Raw genomic sequence first — 22520 nt, forward strand, 5'->3', positions numbered from 1 at the left:
TCTTCCCTAATAGCAAATTCAGTTTCTTACCCAGATTGAATCGCTATTGAAGGCTGGGCTATGATGTGTCGAGTGGGAAATCTCCTGCGCTTGACGACACCTTTTGGAGCGGCATTGTATAAAACTCGTGCCTAATGTTAGTCCTATTTAAGGAAACTCTATGAACTACGATGATGTTTTATCTTTTTGGTTTAACGAAATCGAGCCATCTAATTGGTGGGTGAAAGACGCTAACTTTGATCGTCTGATTGAAGATAGGTTTTTAGCCTTGCATGAGCAAGCTAATCGGTGTGAGTTATTTGAATGGAGAGCGTCTGCGCAAGGGCGCTTGGCTGAGATCATCGTATTAGATCAGCTTTCGCGAAATATATTCAGAGATACCCCAAAAGCATTTGCATCGGATCCATTGGCGCTCGCCTTATCGCAAGAAGCCATTTCGCTTGGTAAGCATCATGAGCTAAATGAAACAGAGCGAAGCTTCCTTTATATGCCGTTTATGCATAGCGAATCTTTGAAGATCCATGATGTTGCCGTAGTTCTGTTTAAAGATAATGGTGTTCAAGCCACGTTAGATTTTGAAATCAAACACAGAGACATCATTGCTCAATTTGGCCGATACCCCCATCGAAATTTGATTTTAGAGAGAGCTTCTACTGATGAAGAAATGGAGTTTTTAAAGCATCCAAATTCGGGCTTTTAATCGTTTCTTAATATAGTGTTGATTTGAGGAGGACTAATGTACAAAAAAGCGATTGAATTTCAAAACCTCCATTTATCTGGGGATACATTCATTATGGCGAACGCTTGGAATGCAGGCAGTGCTGTCATGTTGGCAGAGGCTGGCTTTGATGCTATTGGCACCACCAGTGCAGGTATTGCCTATAGTCATGCATTGCCTGATTATGAGGGTGCACTGTCCTTTGATGAAGCCTTGTTAGAAACTTGTCGAATTGTACAAGCAGTGAAAGTCCCTGTCAGTATGGACGCTGAAAATGGTTATGGTGATTCGGCTGAGTCTGTATTTAACAATATGAAAAGAATCGCCGAAACAGGTGTAGTGGGCGCAAGTATAGAAGACCACTCTGAAAATAAAAATAGCTCGCTTTATCCTGTTGATGTCGCTGAACAGCGTATCCGCTCTGCGAAAGCTGCGGTAGCAAACCTTGAATATCCATTTACTCTTACCGCTAGAGCGGAATGTTTTCTTACCGGACACGATAACCCTTTCGATGAGGCGGTTAATCGACTCAATCGATATCGAGATGCGGGGGCCGACTGCCTCTTTGCCCCCGGAATTAGTAGCATTGAGATGATTAGAGAATTAGTCAAGGAAGTAAAAGGCCCGATCAGCGTAGTGATGGGGCTATCTGGCGCGAACATTTCCTTGGCAGAGCTTAAGGACGCTGGCGTCGCACGCATTAGTATTGGTGGTTCCTTGGCTAGAGCCACATTTGGACTGGTTCGTAGCGCTGCAAAAGAGATGCTAGAAAAAGGCACATTCAGCTATGCGAACCAACAAATTGTGGATGATGAGCTCTGCCGACTTTTTCAAAATAATAGTGATTGTTAAAGAATGGGTCAGTAAACCAATAACACCAAAATACCTACGACAATTAGTCTTGTATATTCATTGCTTACAACAGCTGTGACAACTTAAAATGATCGAGTAATGGAAGATACTCTGTAAGAAATTACTATCATAAAAAGGAGAGAAATTAATGAGTCATTTAAGGATGATAAAAATTGTTTTGGTTGCCTGTGTTGCGCTATTTGCGGCTTTAGTCGCTTTTAACAATGTCGTGGATTACGGTTCCAATTATGCTTTTGTTGAGCATGTACTGACCATGGATACGACTTTTGAAGGTAACCAACTGAAGTATCGGGCCATACATGGTTCATTTTTACATCATGCCTTTTATTGGCTCATTATTTTAAGTGAAGTATTGGTCGGTGTTTTGTGTGCGTTAGGCGCCTGGAATATGTGGCGAAAAAGAAGGGCTGATAGCAAAGCGTTTAATACGGCTAAAACACTGGCGAATCTAGGATTAACACTTGGCGTTTTACTTTGGTTTACTGGTTTTATGACGATTGGGGCGGAATGGTTTTTAATGTGGCAATCCCAAATTTGGAATGGACAGGCTTCCGCTTTTCGCTTTGTTGTGGTGCTATTCTTGGTACTGATGTTTATTAATCAGACAGAACAAGAATCTTAAATTGATGGGCTTAAACGTCTGCTTTTCTAAAAAGTAGACGTTGTTATCACACTCCTACTAAGGTAACCCCTGAGGTATTTTTGTAAAAACGCTAAACAGAAACAAAAAAAGATAATACCCCTTCCCTATAGCATAGATTTACATTCTTCTTACTCCATCTTGGAGATCCTTCACTTAATAAAAATAAAAGGAATGAAGAAGATGAAAAAGATCCTTTCTATGAGTTTGATTGCCGCTTGTATGGCGGCGTCTATACCTGTGATGGCTGCCGGTGAGAAGATAGGCCTGCTGATGTCTGATTTACGTTTAGAGCGTTGGCAGAAAGACCGTGACTTATTTACTGCTGCAGCGGAATCGATGGGCGCAAAGGTGTATACCCAGTCCGCTAATGGCGATGCGAATGCGCAAATTTCCCAAATAGAAAATATGATTTCCCGTGGTGTTGATGTGCTGGTTATCGTGCCCGAAAATGGCGAAGTGCTGAGTAATGTATTGGCAGAAGCTAAGTCAGAAGGCATTAAAGTATTGGCCTATGACCGTTTAATTAAGTTTGCAGATATCGACTTGTATGTGTCTTTCGACAATATCCGTGTGGGCGAAATGCAAGCGCAAGCCTTGATACAACGTAAGCCAACAGGTAACTACTTTTTGATTGGCGGTTCACCTACCGATAATAACGCAAAGATGTTCCGTGAAGGTCAAATGAATGTGCTTCAGCCTGCGATTGATGCGAAGAAAATTAACATTGTTGGCGACCAATGGGCGATAGGTTGGTCTGCTGAATCGGCTTTGAACATTATGGAAAACGGCTTAACAGCGAATGCTAACAAGATTGATGCGGTCGTTGCGTCGAATGACTCGACTGCTGGTGGAGCAGTGCAAGCGCTGGCTGCTCAAGGCCTGAGTGGTAAGGTGGTTATCTCTGGTCAGGATGCCGATTTAGCCGCAATGCGTCGTATTGTGGCGGGTACTCAAACCATGACGGTTTATAAACCTATTTCTAAGTTGGCGAAAGCCAGTGCTGAAATGGCGGTTAAGCTGGCCCGTGGTGAAAAAATTAAAGCTGACGGTTTTGTTAACAACGGCAAAAAAGGCGTTGATGCTATTCTGCTTACGCCTATCTCTGTCAATAAAAGCAATCTAGACTCAACGGTCATTGCTGACGGCTACCACTCTCGTAACTCTGTTTACAATCCTTAGTTTATTCCTATGAATGGCACTCAACAGGGTGCCATTTGTTGTTCATAGAGGTGTAAATATGAAGCAACCCCTATTAGATATGCGTGGGATTGTGAAAAGCTTTTCCGGCGTTCGCGCTTTGAATGGTGTCAGTATTCAGTTGGAAAAGGGCGAAGTACTGTCGGTTTGTGGTGAAAATGGTTCAGGCAAATCGACCCTGATGAAGGTGCTGAGTGGTGTTTGGCCGTTTGCTTCCTACGAGGGTGAAATCTTCTTTGAAGGCAGCCAAGTAAAGGCTTCCAGCATTCGCGATACAGAAGTGCTGGGCATTGTTATTATTCACCAAGAATTGGCGTTGGTGAAAGAGTTGTCAGTATTGGAAAATATCTTTCTGGGGAATGAGCTAGGGTCATTCGCTCGGTTGGATGACGAAGCCATGTATCGTCGCACCAGTGAGTTATTAGCTCGGGTTAAGTTGGATGTATTACCCGATACTCTGGTGCGTGACTTGGGCGTGGGTCAGCAACAGCTAGTAGAAATCGCCAAGGCGCTGAATAAAAACGTTAAGTTGCTTATTCTGGATGAGCCAACGTCATCTCTGACCAGTACCGAAATTGAAATTCTATTGAATATTGTGAGCGAGCTAAAAGCCCAAGGCATCGCCTGTATTTACATATCCCATAAATTAGACGAAGTGCTGTCTTTGTCTGATTGGGTCGCGGTGATCCGTGATGGCGAGCATATCGCCACGAAAGCCGCCGCCGATCTAACGCAAAATGACATCATTGGCATGATGGTGGGACGTCAACTAGATGAGTTATTCCCCCGTGAAGTCCATGATATAGGTGAGGTAATTCTTCGAGTGAGTCACGCCACGGCGATGCAAGCTGGGGCTTCGCGTCCACAGGTGGATGATGTGAGTTTTAAACTGCATCAAGGTGAAATTCTTGGCATTGCAGGCTTGATTGGTTCAGGCCGAACTGAGTTGATGCAATGTTTGTACGGCTGTTATGACGGCCAATACAGCGTCAATATTGAGCTGGAAGGTAAAGAGAAAGCCATTCGTTCCCAGCGTACTGCTCTGCAAGCCGGTATTGCCATGGTGCCAGAAGATAGAAAACGCCACGGTATTGTTCCCATTATGTCGGTAGGGCGAAATATTACCCTTTCTGTGTTAGATAATTATAAAGCTTTGTTTGGCGCTATCGACGAAGACAAAGAATCCCAAGATATTGATGATTATATTGCTCGTTTAAAAGTGAAAACGGCGTCCGCGGATTTGGCGATTAAAAACCTCAGTGGTGGTAATCAACAAAAAGCCATCATTGCTAAGTGTCTGTTAACCCATCCCAAAATTCTGATTCTAGATGAACCCACCCGAGGTATTGATGTGGGTGCGAAATATGAAATTTATAAGCTGATGTTTGCCTTAGTGAAAGAAGGGGTATCCATCATCATGGTGTCCTCTGAGTTGCCGGAAGTGATTGGCATCAGCGACCGTGTTTTGGTCATGCACGAAGGCAAATTAAAAGGCGATTTCGGTTATCGGGGTTTGACACAAGAAATCATCATGAACTGCGCTATCAAAGAGGGTGCATAGAATGTTTAAAAGAATAAAAACGAGTCAGTTGCAATTGCTGGCGATGGTTGCGGCTATGCTATTTATTGTGGTGTTTTTCTCCATTGCCACGGAAGGGGCGTTTATTTCCCCGCGCAATATTTCCAACCTATTACGTCAAACCGCGATTGTTGGCGTGCTCGCCATTGGTATGGTGTTTGTTATTGTTAGTGCGGAAATAGATTTGTCAGTGGGTTCTATGATGGGCTTGCTCGGAGGCATCGCAGCCATTTTAGACGTTTGGTATCACTTTCCTATTGGTTTAACGATTTTGGTGACTGTGGTGGCCGGCTTGATACTGGGATTGTTTAATGGCTGGTGGGTTGCCTATCAACGAGTGCCGTCTTTCATTGTTACCTTGGCTGGAATGCTGGCGTTTCGCGGTATTCTAGTTGGCTTGACGGACGGCGTGACCGTTGCACCTACGTCTAGCGCATTGGCTGTGGTAGGGCAAAGTTATATCCCTTCGGGGTGGGGGGTAAGTGCGGTCGGGCTTTTGTGTCTGGGGTTGGTCGCAAGAGTGTATTCTCGTCGTCAAGCGAGACATAAGCATGGTGTGGTGAACCAGACCGCGAAATTTGAGTATGCAAAAGCGCTTGTTGCTGTATTGGCTTTGTTAGGTATGCTGCTTATTTTGGACAGTTATCGTGGCATTCCAACTCCCATTTTAGTGATGGGCGGTTTGATATTAATTGCCACTTATGTGGCGAAGCGTACGTCTTTTGGCCGTCGAGTGTATGCGATTGGCGGTAATATTGAAGCCACTCGGATGTCTGGCGTGAACGTTGAACGTACCAAAATGCTGGTGTTTGGTTTGAATGGCATGATGGTCGCTGTCGCAGCTCTGATACTTACCGCTCGATTAGGTGCTGGGTCACCAGCAGCGGGCAATATGGCTGAGTTAGATGCCATTGCTGCCTGTGTGATTGGTGGAACCAGCTTGGCGGGCGGTATAGGCAGTGTATTTGGCGCCATCATGGGCGCCCTTATTATGGCCAGCTTAGATAATGGCATGAGCATGTTAGATGTACCGACCTTTTGGCAGTTGATTGTTAAAGGGGCGATTTTATTATTGGCTGTTTGGCTGGATGTGAAAACCAAGAAAGCTCAGTAATCGGCACGTTTTATAGTGATCAATAAGAGACAAACATTATGTATTTAGGAATTGATCTCGGCACATCGGGCGTTAAAGTCATTCTGATGACAGAAGATGGCCAAGTTAAGGCCAGTAGTTCTTCACCATTAAGTGTTTCTCGCCCCCATAATTTGTGGTCTGAGCAAGATCCAGAAGCCTGGTGGCAGGCGACAGACAGCGCCATGTTAGCTTTGTCGAAAGAGTTTGACTTAAAGGCGGTTAAGTCCATTGGTTTATCAGGACAAATGCATGGTGCGACCTTGTTAGATAGACACAATAAAGCGCTAAGGCCTGCGATACTTTGGAATGATGGGCGTTCTCACGAAGCATGTCTAGACTTGCAAAGGCAATGTCCAGAAGTACAGGCGATTACCGGTAATTTGGTGATGCCGGGCTTTACCGCGCCTAAGTTATTGTGGGTAAAACAACATGAGCCTGAGATTTATAGTCAAATAGCGAAGGTGTTATTACCGAAAGACTATTTACGTTTGCGCATGACGGGGGAGTTTGCCACGGATGTCTCTGACGCATCAGGTACGCTTTGGTTAGACATGGAACAGCGCAAGTGGAGCGAGCACATGCTTGCTGCGACTGGGCTTAATCTTGAGCAGATGCCGATGGTATTTGAAGGCTCTGATATTACAGGAGAACTGGATAAATCATTGGCCAAGCGTTGGTCTTTGCCCGTTGTTCCTGTCGTGGCCGGTGGTGGCGATAATGCTGCTGGCGCTGTTGGCATGGGGGTGATTTCTGAAGGTCAGACCATGTTGTCTTTAGGAACGTCTGGGGTGATTTTTGCTGTGAGTGATGGCTTTACGGCGAATCCTGCTGCGGCGTTACACAGTTTTGGTCATGCTGTGCCAAACACTTGGCATACCATGTCGGTGATTTTAAGTGCGGCAAGTTGTTTGGATTGGGTGGCTAGACTGACTCGATTTGATAGTGTGGCAGTCGCACTTCAAGCGGTAGAAAATCATCAGGGGCCATTTAACCCTGTTACCTTCTTGCCCTATTTAAGCGGTGAACGAACCCCCCATAATGACCCTAATGCGAAAGGTGTTTTTTGGGGGCTTACCCATGAAACCACGCCTGTGGATTTAATTAATGGCGTGTTGGAAGGTGTCAGCTTTGCTTTGCTAGATGGTTTGGATGCGGTGCGTTCAGCGCAAGAGATTAGTGATAGTATCGATGTGATTGGTGGTGGAGCAAAAAGCCGCTATTGGTTGCAGCTGCTTGCGGATATATTTACCGTACCGATGCATTACCGAGAAGGAGGTGAGATCGGACCTTCTCTGGGAGCCGCGCGTTTGGCGGCGATGGGGGTTCATGGTCGAGCGGCAATGGCTGATATTTGTTTTACGCCAAAATTAATAAAATGTTATGAGCCGCGCCCCCAGGGCGCTGAGCAATATACTGAGAAACGGGCTCGCTACCAGTCCTTGTATCAAGGGGTAAAAGGGCTGCTTTAATGGGACTGTGACACGACTTGATTATTGCGCTTGGGAAGACTTTATAAAATAACAACAATAAGAGATGGTCTATGTTTGAAAAACGCTATCGACTGAATTTGGTGTTCAATGCCAATAAGGTCTATGACCGACAGATAATAGAAGGGATTGGCGAGTATTTACAGGCGGCTCAGTGTGATTGGGACGTGTATTTCGAGGATGATTTTCGCTGTCGTTTGGATGGTCTAAAAAACTGGCAAGGGGACGGCATCATTGCCGATTTTGATAATCCTGAAGTTGAAGCGTTACTTAAAGACACGACTATTCCTACGGTGGCGATTGGTGGCTCCTATCATCATAAAAATGATTACCCTAGATTTCCTTATGTGGCGACGGATAACGCCGCGTTGGTAAAGCTTGCTTACAATCACTTGAAGCGTAAAGGTTTACCACAGTTTGCTTTTTATGGGGTACCAAGTAGTTCTTACACTCGCTGGTCGAATGAGCGAGAGCATGCCTTTATTGAACAAGTCAGTGCCGATGGCTACGAGCCCCATGTGAATCAAGGTTTGTGTACTTCGGCTGAACTTTGGCAAACCGCCCAGCAGGATTTAGAAGACTGGCTGGTTAATTTACCTAAACCGATTGGCATTATCGCGGTGACCGATTCCCGTGCTCGTCACTTACTACAAGCTTGTGACCACCTTAATATTTTGGTGCCAGAAGAAGTGGCAATTGTCGGTATCGATAATGAAAATATGGCAAGGTATCTGAATCGTACGGCTTTGTCGTCGGTGGAGCAGGGCTGTAAACAGATGGGTTATGAGGCTGCTAAAATGTTACATCGTGCCCTGTTGGGATATGCTGCCGAAAATTCCCTAGTGGTGGTGGATCCAGTGGGTATTGAAGCGCGCCAGTCTTCGGATTTTCGAGCCTTAAATGATCCTTATGTGATGCAAGCCATGCATTATATTCGTCACAATGCTTGTCGGGGAGTGAAGGTAGCGCAAGTGGTGGATTATGTGGGCATTTCTCGGACTAACTTGGAAACCCGCTTTATTGAAGAAATTGGTTGCTCCATGCATGAACAGTTGCATATGACGAAGTTTTATCGCGCCTGTGAGTTGATCACCTCGACTGACTTGCCGTTTGATGAAATTGCCCGAACCTGCGGTTATCCTTCTGTGCAATACATGTATACGGTGACACGGAAGAATCTAGGCATGACACCGAGAGAATATAGAGTATCGTCTCGTCTTACAAAAGAGCAGGACAGAGAGCACTAACACTATTTAAATCCTTATGTTCAATGATAAAAAAGCGCCATTGGCGCTTTTTTACTGCTTGTCGCATAGCCGTTAAGCATCACATTAGCGATAAATATAGCCATTGACGATGTTTTCTAGCATTTCCTGACGACCAGAGACGGGCTTAGGGTCTAGGTTGTTGTTGACGGCGTAATTAGCGAGGTCTTGCAGTGAATATTTACCACTGAGGATATCACTGCCGAGTGTATCGTTCCACTTAGCATAACGCTGATCAACAAAGGTCGATAAGGTGTCCGCTTTAATCATTTTGACGGCTTTTTCAAGTGACAAAGCAAGTGTGTCCATGGCACCAATATGGCCATGGAATAAGTCGTCAAGTTCGGTTGATTGGCGACGTAGTTTGGTATCAAACATATAGCCGCCATTTTGGAAGCCGCCGGACTTTAGAATTTCGTAAGTGACTAGAGTGTATTCTTCTACACTGGTTGGGTATTGATCCGTATCCCAGCCGAGCTGCGCATCCCCTTGGTTAGCATCGACTGAACCAAGGATGCCAAGTGAGCATGCGGTGGCAATTTCATGGTGAAAACTATGTCCAGCAAGGGTGGCGTGATTGGCTTCGATATTGACCTTGATTTCTTTTTCTAGACCAAACTCTTTCAAAAAGCCATAGACGGTGGCCGTATCATAGTCGTATTGATGTTTGGTTGGCTCGGCAGGCTTAGGCTCTATTAATAGGGCGCCTGTGAAACCAATTTTGTGTTTATGCTCAACGACCATTTGCATAAAGCGACCGAGCTGGGTGCGCTCGCGTTTTAGGTCGGTGTTGAGCAGGGTTTCATAACCTTCACGTCCGCCCCATAACACATAGTTTTCGCCTTTTAATGCCTTAGTGGCATTCATTGCGTGAAATACCTGAGTCGCTGCGTAAGTGAATATCTCAGGGTTGGGATTGGATGCCGCACCAGACATGAATCTTGGGTGAGAAAAGACGTTTGCGGTCCCCCATAGGAGCTTTAAGCCAGTTTCTTCTTGCTTCGCTTGCAATACATCGACCATCTCTGCGAAGTTGTTGGTGTATTCTTTTAGGGAATTGCCTTCTGGGCTGACATCTATGTCGTGAAAACTGTAGTAGGAAATGCCCAGTTTTGAAAAGAACTCAAAGGCGGCATCGGCCTTCATTTTTGCTGCGGTCATTTCTGATGCTGGTTTGCTCCATGGGCGATCAAAGGTATTAGTCCCAAATACATCGCTGCCGTGCCAACAGAAATTGTGCCAATAACAGGCCGCCATTCTTAGGTGTTCTGCCATGGTTTTGCCCATTAAAACCTTGTCGGCATCATAATGTTTGAAGGCAAAAGGATTGTTTGATTCTGGCCCTTCGTATTTTATAAAGGGGACATTTTCGAAGCACTCGCTCATTTGGAACTCCTAATAATTTATTGTTTTTATCTCCTTATGGATGATTGGCTTTTTACACAAGGGCTTCAATTACGAAATTTTCTGTGGCGTTTATCTATTTTGAGTAAGCAGGGTTTTCAGGGAAGGGAAGTTTATTTTGAAAAAATTTCAAAGAATAGTGATTTAAATAGGAGTGATTGAAAGGTAATGAAAGGCCATCACGGTAAAGTCATGGCCTTTTGAATTTAATTGCCTAATACATTGGTTGAGTTTTTCTTAGCCACTTTTGCCGCTTTCTTTTCTTTTGCAGTTAGTAGCGGCTTTTTCTTGGAATCTTTTTTATTGTCTTGACCCTTGCTCATGATAGTTACCATTCGTTTGTTATCATTGACCTATGGTCAGCTTAAGCTAACCGAAGGGTGTGGCTGCGTATGGTGTTTTATACGATGCCAAATCAGTATGGCCCTATTGTGGATTAAGTAAAGGAATCACTCATTTCTAAATTGAAGAGAGGCCACTCAGATTGGTTATATATGCAAAATAAGATTAGGATGTTCCTTCAGCTCAATGGCTTTCGCCATATAGAGCAACAATTAGGGCTTCTATGTCGCATTTTCGCGTTCGTTATCAGACTTTGGAGTTTGATAAGACCGATATTCATGTACGTACTCTCCGTGATAAACAAGAATTTTCAGATGATGATGATGTTGCTTTAAATTTGGGCATTTCATCTGCCGTTTGGCCTTTATTTGGTGTCATTTGGCCTTCAGGTGAAGTGCTTGCCCATCATATGTTTGAACATAATATTGATGGCTTAAGAATCCTAGAAGTAGGTTGTGGTATTGGCTTAGCAAGCTTGGTGTTGAACCATAGATTAGCCAATATTACGGCCACTGATTACCATCCAGAGGCAGGAGGCTTTCTTCTAGAGAATACTGAGCTCAATGGTGATAAGCCTATTCCTTTTGTGAGAACGAATTGGGAGGATGATTCATCTGGGTTGGGCAAATTTGATTGTATTATCGGCAGCGATATTTTATATGAACGTTTTCATGTGAATTTGCTATCGGCTTTTATTGAGAAGCATGCTGCTGAAAATTGTAAGGTGTTGCTGGTGGACCCTGGTCGAGGCCACCATGCACCTTTTAGCAAAAAAATGGTGACATTAGGGTACTCCCACACCCAGTCTAAGCCTGAGAACACTCACTATTTATCAGCCCCATTTAAAGGGCAGATTTTAACTTACCAAAGGAATACTGAGGCACAATCATGAGTTGCTTTTAGGCATTTTTTTGTGTCACTAGGCATATTAAAGAAACATGTCTTTCCGGTTGGAAAAAGTAAAAGTGTGCTGTTTTAACTATTGCCAAGTGGCAATGATGGATATACTACCTTTCCTTTTTTGGACGCCGAGAACTCTGAAGTATGGAAGATCAGTCACAGTTCGACAGTAAGCTAGTGATGAAGGGTTATGCCTTTGCTTTAACCGCGGTCATTATTTGGACGGGGTTTATCTTAATATCGCGGGCAGGAGCACTGGCCTCTTTATCTTTGCCTGACATGATGATGGTCCGATTCGGCACGGCGTTTATCTTGTTCTTCCCCTTTATTTGGCTTCATCGTAAAGCCATTTTTCAATGGCGCATGATGGTCGTTGGCGCTATCGGAGGTTTGGCTTACTCCTTGTCTGTTTTTAATGGCTTTCAATCGGCCCCTGCGACCCATGCGGCCTTATTATTGCCCGGCTTGATGCCTATCATGATTGCTGTATTGGCGTATTTTATGGCAGGGGAAAGGCACTCTCGATTTGCTTGGATAGGAATAGGAGTAAGTAGTTTAGGCATTCTAGCTTTGTTGCTAGAAACTTTGCTGTCAGGTGTGTCTTATTGGCTGGGAGATATTAGCTTTGTCGTGGCGTGTTTATTTTGGGGGATCTTTACTGTGCTGTTAAGGCGTTGGAAGTTTGCCCCATGGCATGCCACATTGGGCGTTATTACGGTAACCACGCTGATTTTTACACCTTATTATTTAACTCAATTGGGTCATGCCTTTCAGGGCGTTCCTTATAGCATGATTGCATTACAAGCTTTCTATCAGGCGGTTATGGCGATTGCTGTACAGTTTGTTTGCTATGGTAAAGCGGTGCATATTTTAGGCGCTACAAAAATGGGGGCGCTTATGGCGTTAGTTCCATTGTTAGCCAGTGTGCTTGCTGTTCCTTTATTTGGTGAGCATGTCACAACTGGGCTTGTTATCGCTTTGGTGTGCATTTGTGCTGGAACGGTAGTGGGCAATGTATTACCGATTAAACGGCCTTTATTGGAAAAGTGATCCTGCTACAGGGCAGCAACAATGGCGCACTGTCCTGTAGATAAGCCTTAGTACTTTTTATTTGTTTAGTCTTTTTTGTCTATGGTTATCTCTAAGGTTTTAGAGCTGCCTGCATACCATTTCTGTACATAAAGCGTGCCCATAATAGGCGCTTTACCTTCCTCTGGTTTTTCCTGATAACGCACACTATTTTTGGTTTCTTTTTCGTATTCAAATGTCACTGTGGTTTTAGACATTGTGGTTTCCTTATGATGATTAAGAGTTTTTTTGAAAAACGAGGGCTTTGAGGCCGCTTTCGATCTCTATGTCTTGAAATTCTGGTGGGTTATCTAAGCGCAATAGAAAGGCTAATTCTGGGGCTTCTTCGCGCATTCCGTCAATCAAGAATTTGGCTGGCAATGTTGGGTCATTAACGCAGGCGAGTACTTGGCCATTGTCACTAAGAAGCTCTGGTAAGCGTCGTAAAATTCTTTGGTAGTCTTTGCTGAGTGCAAAACTGCCTTTCTGGAAAGTGGGTGGATCAATGATAATCAGATCGTATTGTCCGTATTTTTTTATCTTGCCCCATGATTTAAAAATATCATGGGCGAAAAATTTCACATTATTTAAGTCATGTTGATTGAGCCTGTGGTTTTCTCTGCCACGGTTTAACACCGCTTTTGCCATATCTAGATTCATCACAAAATCTGCGCCCCCAGAGATGGCTGCAACCGAAAAGCCGCAGGTGTAGGCAAATAAATTTAATACACGTTTGCCTTGGCTATTGTCTTTTACCCAGTGGCGGCCATTGCTCATATCGAGGAAAAGACCAGAGTTTTGATTTTTACCTAGGTCTAATTGGAAAAGCAGTCCCTGCTCATTAACAACTTGTTGCTCTTGATAAGCCCCCCAAATGCATTCCGTTGGACTTTTATCACGATTCCTGTGCTGTAGCAGTAATGACGTGGCATTGCAGCCTTTCCAATGGGGATGATTTGTCCATTGTGTAAATTCTTTATTTAATTTATCTAAGAAGTTTTCACTGGTTTCTTTGAAAATAGAGACCAAAATTTGACCTTCTAACCAGTCGACAGTGATCTGTTCCAACCCGGGGAAGCATTTTCCTCGTCCATGGAAGATTCGCTTTACACCTTCTGGTGGTGTGGCGAGGGAATGCAATATTTTTTCTGAAAGAAGAGGTAGAGCGGATATATCCATAGAAAATTCACGAATAATAGTTGAGGTTAAACAGCGGAGATTGGCTATTCTACTGATTGTTGCCGATCAGGCCAATGCAAATGATGGGAGAGAAGCGAGTCCATCCTTAGACTCGCGAAGTGATTGTATTTTTACTGACGCTTCCAGCGCCATATATCAATTAATAGGAAGATTAACAAACTAGCGCCCATTACTGGTAAGCACCATCCGGTAATCAGAGCAACGAGTAGGGTGAGGGTTTTCTGCATTGAAGACAGTTTACCCCAAGCTTGAAGTAAGGGTTTAGATGTTGCACCTGCCGCTGGTCGACGTAACCACCACATGCGATACCCCCAAACAATCATCAAGCACAGAGAAATACCAAATATAGCCAATACGATTTGGTTAATCACACCAAATAATACCCCCATGTGGGCATCAATTCCCCAGCGAATTAGTTTGGCGATGATGGGGAAGGTGGCGAAGTCTGCACGACTGGTCACTGTCATGGTGTTGGCGTCGACGGCGACACTGTCTACTTGGGTTGGCCATGAACGGTCTATTTCACGAACAAACCAAGCTTTGCCTTCCCCCTTAGAGGGTTTGATTTCTACCTTATTGGCATTAATACCCGCATCACGAGCGGCTTTTAACACGCCATCAAAGAGCAGATCTGAGTTGGTGATAGTCGTCGCTTTGGCTTGTTGGTTCGGTGTTTGATGATTCCTGTGGTCGGCATGCTCATCCGTTGTTGTTACTGCTGTTGTCTTTGATAGATCCAAAGAAACGGAAGGCGTTACCCAGCCGATATTAGCGCGTAGAGCCCCTATGTTACCGCCTGCCCATTTTGACCATGTGAGTCCAGTCGCGGAAAAGAATACCAGACCCAGTAGTATGCAGAGGCCCAGTTGGTAATGACGACGACGTTTGCGTAATCGTTCTGTACGAGCGGCAAACTCCGCTTTGTTTTTCTTACCCCCCCTGTACCACAGAAACAAACCACCAAGAGCGGCAATCCATAACCAAGAAGCCGCTAGCTCGCTGTAGTAGCGACCAACTTCCCCGAGCAGTAATTGGCGGTGAATAAAGTCGATTGTCATACCAAGAGGTAAGACACCACTGGTGCCATAGACAGGGAGGTTACCCCTGAGCTCTAGGGTGATGGGGTCGATGAATAAAGCGCGTGCGCCTGACAGTGCTGCGCTGGAATCTAGGAACATAATGCGACTGGTATCCCCTTGCTTAGGTGCAGGTCGAACGGCAAAGAGCTTAAGGTCGCTGGTTAGGTGAGATCGTGCTGCCGCTATTTGCTCAGCGAGTGGTTTATTCTCACCAACACTCTGTGTTGTTAGCGCTTCTTTATAGATGGCTTGTTCGATCTGAGGGGAGAGTACATAAAGTGTTCCCGTTAGCGCAGCAATAAAGATAAATGGGCCAACAAACAGGCCAATGTAGAAATGCAGTCGCGTGATGAGTAACAGCATGGCATTCGATGACGACTCGGTCGTCTTAGTATTTGATTTTGTAAGCATAAAAATAATTTCTCATATTAGAAAAATAGCGAGCACCACTTTTCTAAAGTCATAAAAGTGCACGAGACAATATCTAGCTAGTATTAGCCAGAGTAGTAAAGTTCGTATTGCTTAAAAGTGAATGGGTTATGTTGCTTCTATTGGTGGGGCTCTGGGGGTAGCTGAGGTGAGCGGAAAGCAACATTTACGCGTAATGGTGGTGGTTACGACATTAGGATAGCGACCTAGTGTAATAGGGATAATTTCAAAACTTTTCACATCAAGCCAGTTGAGATGGAAAAGTAAGCTGCAGTAGCCGCAGGCTTCCATGACATTAATGCTTTCGCCTTCAATGTGATGACCTTGATGACTGTCCCATGATGCTATCTGAGTATTTTGGTTGGCTTCACTGTGTTCATGGTGAAGCATTTTTGTATGGTCATACCCAGCCATGGTCATGCTTTCCAGCCCTGAGCCTTTAATATGAACGTTTTTGACGTTTGCTTTTTTAAGAAAAGACGCTGGCTGGGTATGGGGGGTTAGTGCATTACTGACTTGAGAAAACAGTGGTGCGAAATAAATAATGAGCACTGCAAATAAACACACAAACACAGCGAGCTGCGTTAATGTGTTATAAGGCCTCTTTAGTTGCAGGTGCACTGTCTTTATCTTGTCGTTTTGTGGATGACTTTATGGGAGGATTTGACCTGACATTAAGGCTTAATATCAGCAGCGTGTTCTGCCGCTGAGGATACTATGCATTCACCAGCAAGGTTAGGTGCGACACCGACTGAGAATCCATCTTTGCTCATACCCTCTAGCCATTTATTCGCCCAATCTTTTGCTGAGACTTCCAGTCCAGTAAAGCCTTCGTAATCTTTCTTTCCCCAATCTAGTGCAAGTGCTTCAACTGGCCAGACAGGCAGTACCTTGTCACTACCTAGGTCAATAATAAGACACCCTTCTGCATCGGCTAATGTCCAGATAGATTGGCCTTTCTTGATGAGTTTGATGACTTGATCATAACGCTCGGCACTGGTTAAGCGAAAAAAGGTGTCATTTAAAGGGAGGTTGTTGGTCATTGCTTTTGCCTAGAATATGAAAAAGGGCATCTTATCATATTGGTAACAATAGGTTGTTACCGCTGAAAGGAAAAATGCAGCTATTAACAGTAAGGCACGAAAACGACATGCCGTCGTTTTTGTGTTTGGCTTACTTTTATTAAGTTTAGCGAAGGTTAGTGAAATAAATCCTCTAACGTTTTTAGATGATTTTGTTGTTGCTCTTTATTCATCCAGCTCCCTGTAATGCCATTTTGGGCTAACTGATAAAGCTCTGCTTTGTTGATGCCTGTGCCCTTGATGAGGGCGCTGTAATTATCATTCATGTAACCCCCAAAATAGGCTGGGTCGTCTGAGTTGACCGTGGCGTTAAGTCCAAGGGCTAGCATGCGTTTAATTGGGTGATGCGTCATGTCATTGACAACACAGAGCTTTAAATTTGAAAGAGGGCATACGGTAAGAGTGAGATTTTTTTGTCTAATGGTTTCGACAAGTTTTTCGTCCTCCAGTGCTCTGTTGCCATGATCTATACGGTCGACATGGATTTGTTCTATTGCCTGCCAGACGTATTCTGGTGGACCTTCTTCTCCTGCATGTGCTGTAACTTTTAAACCTAAATCTTTGCAAGCTTGGAAAACGCGAAGAAACTTCTCTGGCGGGTGGCCTAGTTCTGAGCTATCCAAACCAATGCCGTCAATCCAATCAAGATAAGGTTTGGCGGCGGCTAATGTTTCGAAGGCACTTTCTTCACTTAGGTGTCTGAGAAAAGACATAATGAGTCGTGTAGTCATGCCCCATTTCTTTTCGGCATCTTGTAGAGCGCGATAAATGCCTTTGATTTGTGTGTCGAATGGCACGCCGCGTTCTGTATGTCCTTGTGGGTCGAAAAATATTTCCACATGCACGACGTTTTCGTCGTTTACCTTTTCTAGGTAAGCCATGGTTAGATCGTAAAAATCGACTTCGTGCAGCAGTACTGACATGCCTTGATAATAGAGATCGAGAAAGTCCTGTAGATTGTTGAACTGATAGGCCGCTTTAAGTGCTTCGACGGTTTGGTATGTCAGCTCAACCTTATTTCTTTGGGCGATAGCAAACATTTGTTCTGGTTCGAAAGTGCCCTCAATATGCAAATGAAGCTCGGTTTTTGGCATTTGCTTGGCTAGTGTGATTAGCGTATCAGTGACGTTCATGAGGTACCTCTTTGTAGTACAAATAGACTTCTAGTGCTTAATGGCTATAAGGATAATGGATGAATATAGCGATAAAACTAAAGGTGGAATAGTAGGTTATGAGTGAAGGGAGTATTTTTAAAGGAATTGGCAGCCAGTTAGACTGGCTGCCAAGAGTGCTTAGCGAGGCACTTCGTCAGTAATACCTTCAACATACCAGTTTACTTGAGCAAGCTCTTGGTCTGTTAATGTATGGCCTTCAGCGACAACAATGTTGCCCTTGTTGTCCTTAATTGGGCCAGTAAATGGTTTGAATTCACCGGATTTAATTGCTGTGTAGGTTTCGTCTATTTTTGCACGAACCGCAGCTGGAAGATTTGGGTTAATAGAGGCTAGAGAAAGCATGTCTTCATCAAAACCACCCCAGAAATCAGCTGGCTTCCAAGTACCGTCCATAACCGATTTAGTGGTTTTGATGTAATAAGGAGCCCAATCATCACGCACAGAGAAGATGTGTGCGTTAGGCGCAAATTTACTTTGGTCAGACGCTTGACCAATGGCACGGATGCCACGTTTTTCTGCGGCAATAAGTGGCGCAGGGCTGTCAGTATGTTGCATCAAAACATCAACGCCTTGGTCGATTAAAGCATTCGCTGCATCGGTTTCTTTACCTGGATCATACCAAGAGTTTACCCAAACAATTTTCATTTTTACGTTAGGGTTAACGCTTTTTGCCGCCATGAAAGTCGCATCGATATCACGGATAACTTCAGGGATTGGGAAGGAACCAATGTAACCAATGGTATTGGTTTTTGTCATCAAGCCTGCCGTGACACCAGAAACATAACGTCCCTCGTAAGTGCGAAGCACATAGGTTCCTAAGTTTTTAGAGCGCTTGTAACCTGTTGCGTGTTCAAAAGTCACTTTTGGGAAGCGCTTTGCCACTTTAAGGGTCGGGTTCATAAAACCGAAAGAGGTAGTAAAAATCAGATCATTGCCAGCTTTTGCTAATTGCGTAATAACACGCTCTGCATCGGCACCTTCAGGTACATTTTCTACATAAGTCGTTTTTACTTTGTCGCCAAAGTAGCTGTCTAGCTCTTGGCGTCCACGGTCATGCTCATAGCTCCAACCAAGGTCACCCACAGGGCCAACATAGACAAAACCCACTTTAAATGGTTCTTCGGCTTGAGCTGCGCTAACGCTAGCTAAAAGCCCCAGACCAACGAATAAACTCTTTAGTTTCATTTTTAGCTCCTTTCGTGCCCGAAGGCGTTTCTTTTTAATGTGAAGGTGAAAACTCGCAATGTGCTTTAGGCCATTTCTCTTGGGTCAAAGGTTTTTCCCAAAGATCGAGGGGCCAGTAGTTTTTCTTTGAAATGGTCTGCGCTAATGATGACCATGACGATAACGGTTGCCACATAAGGCAACATAGCTAATAGGTTGGGTGAAATAGACCAGCCCATGCCTTGTAAAACGAGATGCATAATACTAGCCACACCGAATAAGTAGGCGCCAATCACGATTCTGCCCACTCGCCAAGAAGCGAATACGACCAGTGCTAAGGCGATCCAGCCGCGGCCAGCTGTCATATTTTCTACCCACATTGGTGTATAAACCAGAGACATATAGGCCCCTGAGATGCCCGCCATAGCCCCACCAAACATAATGGCTAAATAACGTACGCGGAGTACTTTTATTCCGATAGCGTTGGCGGCATGGGGGTTTTCTCCTACTGCTTTTAAGGTTAGGCCCATGCGCGTTTTGTTAATCACAAAAAAGAGTATGAAAGCCATTACAAAAGATAAATAGACCAATATATCGTGGCTAAAGAGTATGCGGCCAATTAGGGGGATGTCGGACAGCAATGGAATCATAACTGGCTGAAAGCCCTGAATGGTTTGACCGACGACGCCAGAGCCGACAAAGGCGCTTAAGCCAGTGCCGAAGATGGTGAGGGCTAATCCAGTTGCAACCTGGTTGGCCCCAAGTTGCAGAACCAATACCGCGAAGATTAAGCTCATAATAGCGCCCATCGCCATTGCTGCAATGACACCTAATCCTGCGTTGCCAGTACCATAGGCGGCAAGAAAGCCCACCACAGCGCCCATTAGCATCATGCCTTCTTGACCTAAATTCAGTATGCCAGACTTTTCACAAATCACTTCTCCAAGGGCGATGAAGAGTAAAGGTGTGCCTGTTTTAATGGCGGCAAATAAGATCTGTACTATTAAATCTGCGTCCAAGGTGAGCTCCTAGTTTGTCGCTTTGTTGGTGAAAGTTAGGCTGTTACGAATAAAAAAATCACAGGCTAGTAAGAAAAACAGTAAAACACCTTGGAACATGCCGACAACGGCAATAGGTATACCCATCTCGATTTGCGCGAGATCACCACCCATGTAAAGCACGGCGAGGAAAACGGAAGCAATGATGGCACCGAGCGGATGTAATCGCCCTAAATAGGCGACGATGATGGCTGAATAGCCATAACCGGGAGAGACATTGGGAACCAATTGCCCAATCGGGCCAGTGGTTTCACTGACGCCTGCTAAGCCTGCTAAAGCGCCTGCAAAGAGCATAACAAACCAGCTGAGCTTTTTACTATTGAATCCAGCGTATTTGGCTGCGGGTTCATCGGCGCCAAAGACTCTAATTTGAAAACCTAAATGGGTTTTTGACAAAATGAACCAAGCGATAAAGCCGGAAATTAGAGCAAACAAGATGCCTAAATGAATTCGGCTGCCTTCAAACAATGTTGGTAGAAGGGTGGTGTCAGAAAAGAGAGCGGATTCAGGAAAGCCAAAGCCTTCTGGGTCCCGTAGAGGGCCGTGAACAGCCCAAATGAGGAGGTATAGGGCAATGTAATTGAACATGATGGTGGTCAAAATCAGGTTCGAGTTGAATTTCAATTTCAGGTAGGTGGGAATAGCAGCCCATATCATGCCTGAAGCTATGCCTGCTAATAAGGTAATGGGAAGCGCAAAAGCGGATTCTGAATTAAGAAAATACAGCGCCATGGCTGAACCGCCTAAAGCACCTGCTAATAATTGACCTTCTGCCCCTATGTTCCACATATTGGCTTTATAGCAGAGGGATAAGCCAACACCGCATAAGAGTAACGGTCCCATTTTGACTAGCATTTCCCCTATGTTGTAACTGTCTGCAAGAGGAGCAATTAATAATACATGTAATGCTTGTAGAGGGTCTTTGCCAAGTACACTAAAAAGGATGCTGCCGAAAAATAAGGTTAAGGCAATAGCCAGTAAAGGTGAAACGACTTTCATCAAAGAGCTTGGCTCTGTACGAGCTTGTATGTGCATCATGCTTTGGTTCCTTGCTCTACGGTGTCGCTGTTAATAGGAGCGGTGTTATTAATAAAGGTACCAGCCATCCATTGTCCAATTTGATCTATGTTGGTTTGTTCGGTTTTTACTAGGGGAGAAAGGTAACCGTCACATACGGCAGCCATTCGGTCGGCTAGCAGAAAGAGTTCATCTATATCCTCAGAAACAAGTAAAATAGCCGCGCCTTGGTTACGCAGTTCTAACAGTGCTTGATGAATCGCAAGAGCTGCTCCGACATCTACACCCCATGTAGGGTGAGCGCAGATGAGTAGTTTAGGGTTTTGCCCAATTTCTCGTCCCATGATGAATTTTTGTAGGTTACCGCCGCTTAAACTTTTTGCTTCAGAGAATTCACCGTGACACTTTACTTTGTATTTGTCGATCAAGGTGTTGGCGTAGTCTTTTAAGACGTTCCATTGCACAAGGCCATTTTTAACAAAGCCTTCGCTGTGTGTGAGCAAGGTGTTTTCAGTCAGGCTCATGTCAGGAACGGCACCACGGCCAAGGCGTTCTTCTGGAACATAGGCCATACCCAGCTTGCGTCTTTCTCCAGCGTTTAAGTGGCCTATTGGTGTTCCATTGAGCTCAAGTGAGGCTTTGACATGGCGTTCCTCTTCACCACTGATGATTGCCATTAACTCGTCTTGGCCATTGCCTGCGACACCTGCGATACCAAGTATTTCCCCCGCTTTTAGTGACAAATTGATGTTTTTTAACGCCGTTCCGAAAGGTTGCTTAGTGGTAAGAGAAAGATCATGTATGTTGAAAACAATGTGGCCACCCTCTTGTTTCGAGTAGCCTGCGTCCTGTTCAGCTAGGTCACCGACCATCATCTTGGCAATAGTCGCAGGTGTTTCTTCGCTTGGAACGCAAGTATCAACGACCTTGCCTCCTCGTAAGATGGTTGCTTTATGGCAGATTTCAGTGACTTCGTGAAGCTTATGGCTAATAAATAAAATACTACAGCCTTGCTCGGATAGAGTACGTAAAACACCAAATAAACCAGAGACTTCCTGTGGTGTGAGAACCGAAGTGGGTTCGTCAAGGATGAGTAGTTTTACGGATTGCACAAGACAACGCATTATTTCGACTCTTTGTCTTTCGCCAATAGACAAAGAATGTACGTAGCGATGAGGATCAACGTCTAAGCCGTAATCAGCGGATAGTTTGGAAATTCGTTGCGCTAGGTCGCCAATGTTTTTCAGTTGTAATTTGCTTAAGCAAAGCTCTATATTTTGGCTGACTGTTAGAGTTTCAAATAATGAAAAGTGCTGAAATACCATGCCTATGCCCAAATCACGAGCGATAGAAGGAGATTTTATGCTTACTTCCTTACCATTCCATAAAATATCGCCCTTATCTGGTGCGACTACACCATAAATGGTTTTTACTAGCGTACTTTTCCCAGCGCCATTCTCACCTAGCAGGGCATGAATTTCTCCAGGTAATAAGGTCAGGCTTACCTTATCGTTTGCAAGGCAGCCAGGGTATTGTTTGGTGATATTTGCTAGTTCAAGACGAGCTATCGATATGTGTTTTTCCAATGAGTCTGGCACCGTTTCATGTCTCTACTATATAGGTCCTAAAATGAGGACGTTTTAGTTTATTTACTGAGAGATTTTCTTATCCAGTAGGTGAAAATACGTTACAACAACATTTTTTT

General features: G+C 44.5%; 21 protein-coding genes. 10 read left to right on the forward strand and 11 right to left on the reverse strand.

All coding sequences use genetic code 11. The annotated features are described in order from the left end of the window. Positions 1–160: 160 nt before the first annotated feature. From I8J31_RS08310 to I8J31_RS08345, 8 genes are all read left to right on the forward strand, one after another. Positions 161–700: a DUF924 family protein gene (locus I8J31_RS08310; RefSeq protein WP_199467820.1), complete on the forward strand. Its 540-nt coding sequence runs from the start codon at positions 161–163 to the stop codon at positions 698–700. A 36-nt stretch (positions 701–736) separates the two neighbouring features. Then, positions 737–1570: an isocitrate lyase/PEP mutase family protein gene (locus tag I8J31_RS08315; protein ID WP_199467821.1), complete on the forward strand. Its 834-nt coding sequence runs from the start codon at positions 737–739 to the stop codon at positions 1568–1570. A gap of 148 nt (positions 1571–1718) precedes the next feature. After that, positions 1719–2213 (forward strand): DUF2165 family protein, encoded by a 495-nt coding sequence (locus I8J31_RS08320; protein ID WP_199467822.1) that lies wholly within the window; start codon positions 1719–1721, stop codon positions 2211–2213. 201 nt (positions 2214–2414) lie between these two features. After that, positions 2415–3413: a D-xylose ABC transporter substrate-binding protein gene (xylF, locus tag I8J31_RS08325; protein WP_199467823.1), complete on the forward strand. Its 999-nt coding sequence runs from the start codon at positions 2415–2417 to the stop codon at positions 3411–3413. A gap of 58 nt (positions 3414–3471) precedes the next feature. Further along, positions 3472–4992 carry a xylose ABC transporter ATP-binding protein gene (locus tag I8J31_RS08330; RefSeq protein ID WP_199467824.1) on the forward strand — a complete coding sequence of 507 codons (1521 nt, stop codon included), beginning with the start codon at positions 3472–3474 and terminating at the stop codon, positions 4990–4992. 1 nt (position 4993) lies between these two features. Then, positions 4994–6124, forward strand: coding sequence for a sugar ABC transporter permease (locus I8J31_RS08335; RefSeq protein WP_199467825.1), 1131 nt, complete (start codon positions 4994–4996; stop codon positions 6122–6124). A gap of 38 nt (positions 6125–6162) precedes the next feature. Further along, complete coding sequence (xylB, locus tag I8J31_RS08340; protein ID WP_199467826.1) at positions 6163–7614, forward strand: xylulokinase; 1452 nt, start codon at positions 6163–6165, stop codon at positions 7612–7614. A gap of 71 nt (positions 7615–7685) precedes the next feature. After that, the gene (locus I8J31_RS08345; RefSeq protein WP_199467827.1) at positions 7686–8879 is read left to right on the forward strand and encodes a XylR family transcriptional regulator; all 1194 of its coding nucleotides are present in this window, start codon (positions 7686–7688) and stop codon (positions 8877–8879) included. A gap of 84 nt (positions 8880–8963) precedes the next feature. Here I8J31_RS08345 and xylA read toward each other — a convergent pair whose 3' ends face one another. Beyond that, positions 8964–10283, reverse strand: coding sequence for a xylose isomerase (gene xylA / locus I8J31_RS08350; protein ID WP_199467828.1), 1320 nt, complete (start codon positions 10281–10283; stop codon positions 8964–8966). A gap of 583 nt (positions 10284–10866) precedes the next feature. On the opposite strand from xylA, the gene I8J31_RS08355 reads away from it, so the two are divergent. Both I8J31_RS08355 and I8J31_RS08360 read left to right on the forward strand, forming a co-directional pair. Beyond that, positions 10867–11535, forward strand: a complete 669-nt coding sequence (locus tag I8J31_RS08355; RefSeq protein WP_199467829.1) for a class I SAM-dependent methyltransferase — start codon at positions 10867–10869, stop codon at positions 11533–11535. A 152-nt stretch (positions 11536–11687) separates the two neighbouring features. Beyond that, positions 11688–12593 (forward strand): DMT family transporter, encoded by a 906-nt coding sequence (locus I8J31_RS08360; protein ID WP_233402663.1) that lies wholly within the window; start codon positions 11688–11690, stop codon positions 12591–12593. Between the two features lie 65 nt (positions 12594–12658). Here I8J31_RS08360 and I8J31_RS08365 read toward each other — a convergent pair whose 3' ends face one another. From I8J31_RS08365 to I8J31_RS08410, 10 genes are all read right to left on the reverse strand, one after another. Then, a complete protein-coding gene (locus I8J31_RS08365) occupies positions 12659–12829 on the reverse strand; it encodes a hypothetical protein (protein WP_199467830.1) in 171 nt (56 codons plus the stop codon). Positions 12830–12848: 19 nt separating this feature from the next. Beyond that, a complete protein-coding gene (locus I8J31_RS08370; RefSeq protein ID WP_199467831.1) occupies positions 12849–13790 on the reverse strand; it encodes a class I SAM-dependent methyltransferase in 942 nt (313 codons plus the stop codon). Between the two features lie 131 nt (positions 13791–13921). Then, positions 13922–15301: a PepSY-associated TM helix domain-containing protein gene (locus I8J31_RS08375; RefSeq protein WP_199467832.1), complete on the reverse strand. Its 1380-nt coding sequence runs from the start codon at positions 15299–15301 to the stop codon at positions 13922–13924. Positions 15302–15427: 126 nt separating this feature from the next. Beyond that, positions 15428–15940, reverse strand: a complete 513-nt coding sequence (locus I8J31_RS08380; protein WP_199467833.1) for a DUF2946 domain-containing protein — start codon at positions 15938–15940, stop codon at positions 15428–15430. 53 nt (positions 15941–15993) lie between these two features. Continuing rightward, the gene (locus tag I8J31_RS08385; protein WP_199467834.1) at positions 15994–16362 is read right to left on the reverse strand and encodes a DUF2750 domain-containing protein; all 369 of its coding nucleotides are present in this window, start codon (positions 16360–16362) and stop codon (positions 15994–15996) included. A 155-nt stretch (positions 16363–16517) separates the two neighbouring features. Then, entirely contained in the window at positions 16518–17534 is a 1017-nt protein-coding gene (locus I8J31_RS08390; RefSeq protein WP_199467835.1) for an adenosine deaminase, read from the reverse strand. Between the two features lie 159 nt (positions 17535–17693). After that, on the reverse strand, positions 17694–18761 hold the full coding sequence (locus I8J31_RS08395) for a BMP family ABC transporter substrate-binding protein (RefSeq protein ID WP_199467836.1): 1068 nt from the start codon (positions 18759–18761) through the stop codon (positions 17694–17696). A gap of 65 nt (positions 18762–18826) precedes the next feature. Beyond that, entirely contained in the window at positions 18827–19759 is a 933-nt protein-coding gene (locus I8J31_RS08400) for an ABC transporter permease (protein ID WP_199467837.1), read from the reverse strand. A 9-nt stretch (positions 19760–19768) separates the two neighbouring features. Further along, positions 19769–20836, reverse strand: coding sequence for an ABC transporter permease (locus I8J31_RS08405; protein ID WP_199467838.1), 1068 nt, complete (start codon positions 20834–20836; stop codon positions 19769–19771). After that, the gene (locus I8J31_RS08410; protein ID WP_325101184.1) at positions 20833–22413 is read right to left on the reverse strand and encodes an ABC transporter ATP-binding protein; all 1581 of its coding nucleotides are present in this window, start codon (positions 22411–22413) and stop codon (positions 20833–20835) included. Before I8J31_RS08410 ends, I8J31_RS08405 begins: the two co-directional genes overlap by 4 nt. Positions 22414–22520 lie beyond the last annotated feature (107 nt).

Origin of the sequence: Marinomonas transparens, from assembly GCF_016463975.1 — a bacterium.
In the GTDB taxonomy this organism is placed as follows: domain Bacteria; phylum Pseudomonadota; class Gammaproteobacteria; order Pseudomonadales; family Marinomonadaceae; genus Marinomonas; species Marinomonas transparens.